We start from the raw sequence: 3,619 nt of genomic DNA, 5'->3' as shown, positions 1-3,619 counted from the left end.
TTGATTTTTGGCACGCTGTTGAGTTCTCAAGGAACGGACGCTTCCTTTGTACTCACCCTCTCGGGCTTTCCTCCGGGCTTTCGTTCTTCGTTCTTCGTTCTTGCGTTTCCGACTCTATCAGATCCTTTCGGGCCTGGCTCCCGGTCGAAGCGGGATTTGCTTTCCAGGTCTTCGCTTTCGCGTTTCCCTTTCCGGCGAGTCCGACTCTATCAGAAGTTTTCCACCGGATTTCCCGGCTTCGGATTCCTGGATGAGGAGTCGAGTACGCACCCGCAGAATTCGATTCCGTGGGTGCGAGGGGTCTTGCTGGATGGTTGCCGAACTTGTGCAGTTCCAGGCAACCGTTCGACTCTACAACTCGCCCCTGGAGGTGTCAAAACGAGCGCGGGGGGCCTCGGGCACGACGCCCCCCGCGCTCGGTCAGGGCCGGCCGCGTCCCGCCGGCGGCCTGGCTCCGGTGAGGGTGACCGGGCCCGTTGCCTTGAGCCGGGCTCCCTGGCCGTCCGCCGGGACGGCCAGCAGCGTCCATTCGTACGCACCGTTCATCACGACGCGGCCCGCCTGGTCCTTCCCGTCCCACACCAGGTCGATCGCACCGCGGGTCTCGCCACCGCTGCGCACGACGGTCGTGATGCCCGAGGCCTTGTTCCGCGCCGTCAGCCTCCACGACGCCACCGGCTTGGACAGCCACCAGCGGGCCTGCCGGCTGCCCGCCGTCTTGGCGTCGAGCGTGCCGGGCACGTTCTGGTCGATGACGCCGAGCGGCGACGCGGCGCCGGTGACTCCCACGACGTGGATCGTCTCGCCCTGGTCGAGGTGGGCCGGCCGGCCGCCGAAGCGGTCGACGGACCAGTCGAGGCCGTAGCCGGCCACGTACTGCTGGACCTGGTACTCCTTCACCGGCTGCCCGGAGCGCAGGTTGTAGAGGTTGAGGCCGGCGTCGTCCTGGACCACGTAGCCATCTCCCAGTCGCACCTGGCCGAGCGGACGCTCCGCGACGAACGGCAGGGGGATCCTGCGCCGCGTAGGCACGTGGTACGCGGCCGCCCCGGCCCCGTCAGCGGCGCAGGTCGAATAGAACCAGTCGCCATTGGCCTGGAGCTCGTACGGGCGGCAAGCCGATCCCAGGTCGACGTGGCGGACTACCTGGCCGGTCCGCAGGTCCGTGGCCGCCACGACGCCCTTGTCCCCCTCCGGCTGCCAGAGCAGGGATCCCCACAGCCCCGCGGCCGGGGCGGGCTTGATGTCCAGGACCTTGCCCGCGTCGATGTCGAGGACCAGCTTCCGCGGGACCCCTTCGGTCTCCGCACCGACCAGCAGATAGCGGCCGGAGGAACTGACGATGCCGGGGTTGCGCACTGCGCCGGGCAGTTTCACGGTCCGCTGGGAACCACCGGTGCGGGCATCCCGGATGTGCACCGTCACCGAGCATGGAGTCGAACACCCGGCAGGATCCGCCGACATCCCCACGATCCGGCCGTCACCCGTCGCCGCGTTGCCCCCGAAGCGGCCGGCCGCCTCGGGGCAGAGGGGATCGCTCGCAGAACGCTCACAGCGCCACACGGGCGCCTCGGTGATCGACGGCGGACCCGCGACGGACGTCCGGTAGCCCAGGACGAACTCGGTGTTGTCGACGTGCAGCGCGGAGAGGTCGCCCTGGGCGATCGCGATGCTCCGCCGGTCCGCGGGCCGGGGCGGAACGGCCAGCGCCTCCTGGACCCGCAGGGCCCCCTGGGCATCCGCGGAGATCCGGTGGACGGCCCAGCGGGTGCTGCCCTTGATGGTGGACAGCCCGTACGCGCCGCCGTCGGCCCCCAGGACCAACTGCCCGTCCAGCCTCTCCAGTACCGGTCGCGGTGCACCGCCGTCGATCGGGTAGGCCGTCACCACCGGGTCGTCCCGGTCCCCGGTGTCCGCGATCAGCCAGTCTCCGACCGGCAGGACCCGCTCCGGGTACGTGCCGATCGGCACGGTACGGACCACGGCGGGGTCGGTCCTGGACACCATGACGGCCTCGTTCGACCTGACCATGGCGATCCACTTCGCCCCGAGCCCCACGTGGTTGTACGTGGCGCCCCCGCCGGGGACTTCGGGAAGCTCCTTCAGCGTCGCCGTGGCGTAGTCGAGGAGCCCGTGGCGGTGCTTGCCTTCCGGGCCGGCGCCCCAGTACTCGACGAGCGCGCCCCGCGCGTCCGAAGCCAGGACCGCGTAGGACCCCAGGGCCCCTGCGCCCGTCACCGGCACGTCCTTGCGGGGCTCGTTCGCACGGCCGAGCAGGTGCAGCACGTACCGCCCGTCCGCGTCCTTCTCATGGGCCAGCACCTGGGTCGGCGAGAAGGCTGCGGCCCAGGCCCGGTTCTCCCTGCGCGGAACGGATTCCGTCGCCCCTGTGGCGTAGTCCCGGATCTTCAACTCCGTGCCGTCGCAGGCGACCTCGTCACCGAGCCAGGCCAGTACCCCGCATTCGGCGGGGATCTGCCTGCCGTCGGTACTCCACCAGGACAGCGACCCACGGGTGTACCTGTCGGACAGCAACACTCCCTTGCCGGCACCACGAAGGATCAGGTTCGGCTCGGAGGTGCTCGGCGGTGACGCGATCGTCGCCTCGCCCCCCGGAGGCGGTGCTGCGGCGGTGGCTGCCGTCGGTACGGCGCACAGCGCGCCGATGCAGGTGGCCAGTGCGAGCGCGGCGGCTCCCACGGCACGCGGCATTCTCAACTGCGTTCCCCCCACGGGACGTGCGCGGGGGTGGGCGGCGGGCGCCCGCGCCGACCGCTCTGCGCCCCCCGCAAAGTGAGCGGATCCTAGCAGCAGAGGACGGGGGAACTTCGAGGTCAGAGGTTGACGCGCTTGAGGTAGACGCGGCTGCGGTGGGGGATGGTCTGGTACCAGAGCATCAGGTGCTCGTCCTCGTACGTGCGCAGCCGCATGGGACTGGGGTCTTCGTAGAGGCTGCCGTCCTTGGGGTCGATGGCCATCGACGCGAGGTCGACGAGGCCCTCCATGACGACGGCGACCAGCTCCTGCTGCTCCGCGGGCATGTCGCCGAGTACCCACAGCCGGCTCGGATCGCACTCCCAGGCCCAGCCGGCGTCGTTCTCCACTCCCTCTCCCCGCAGGGTCACTGACCGATCTCCTGCTGGGCCTCGGCCAGGATGCGGCTGCTGGTCTCCATGGCTGCCCGGAACTGTTCCTCCGTGGCGGCCGGGTCGCCGGCAGTGCGCTCTGCCTCGAGCAGCGCCGCGGCGCGGGCGGGCCGGCGGTGGATGGCCACGTGCGTGGCCCACTTGATCAGGAAGAAGCGGAGCGGGTTGATGGCGCCCGTCTCCGCGGCGCGGTCGAACGCCGCATGGCATTCCCTGTCGAACTCGGCGAGGTGGGCCATGTCGATCCGGCGCACGGCGTCCCGCAGGGCTTCGCGCGTCATGGCCGGCTGGGGGATGAGCGGACCGTCGTCTTCGAGGTGCTGTGCTGTCATCGTGCCTCCAGGGGAACGAGGCCAGGATAGCGAGCAACTCTGCGACATGCCCGTAAACGCAGAAAAGCCCCGCACCATAAGGTGCGGGGCTTTCCCACAATGATTGTTCGGCGGCGTCCTACTCTCCCACAGGGTCCCCCC

Annotated in this window: 3 protein-coding genes; all 3 read right to left on the bottom strand. The window is 70.0% G+C overall.

Annotated elements, in window-relative coordinates; translation table 11 throughout:
• Positions 1–420: 420 nt before the first annotated feature.
• Positions 421–2,712 (bottom strand): flagellar hook assembly protein FlgD, encoded by a 2,292-nt coding sequence (locus K7B10_RS21765; protein WP_229338233.1) that lies wholly within the window; start codon positions 2,710–2,712, stop codon positions 421–423.
• Positions 2,713–2,834: 122 nt separating this feature from the next.
• The gene (locus K7B10_RS21760; protein WP_229338231.1) at positions 2,835–3,125 is read right to left on the bottom strand and encodes a hypothetical protein; all 291 of its coding nucleotides are present in this window, start codon (positions 3,123–3,125) and stop codon (positions 2,835–2,837) included.
• Positions 3,122–3,478 (bottom strand): DUF6247 family protein, encoded by a 357-nt coding sequence (locus K7B10_RS21755; protein ID WP_229338230.1) that lies wholly within the window; start codon positions 3,476–3,478, stop codon positions 3,122–3,124. The genes K7B10_RS21760 and K7B10_RS21755 overlap by 4 nt, the downstream gene beginning before the upstream one ends.
• Positions 3,479–3,619 lie beyond the last annotated feature (141 nt).

The organism is Streptomyces flavotricini (assembly GCF_020639365.1).
Classification (GTDB): Bacteria; Actinomycetota; Actinomycetes; order Streptomycetales; family Streptomycetaceae; genus Streptomyces; species Streptomyces flavotricini.
The sequence above is the reverse complement of the archived record's forward strand: the minus strand, read 5'-3'. Positions and strand labels throughout refer to the sequence as shown.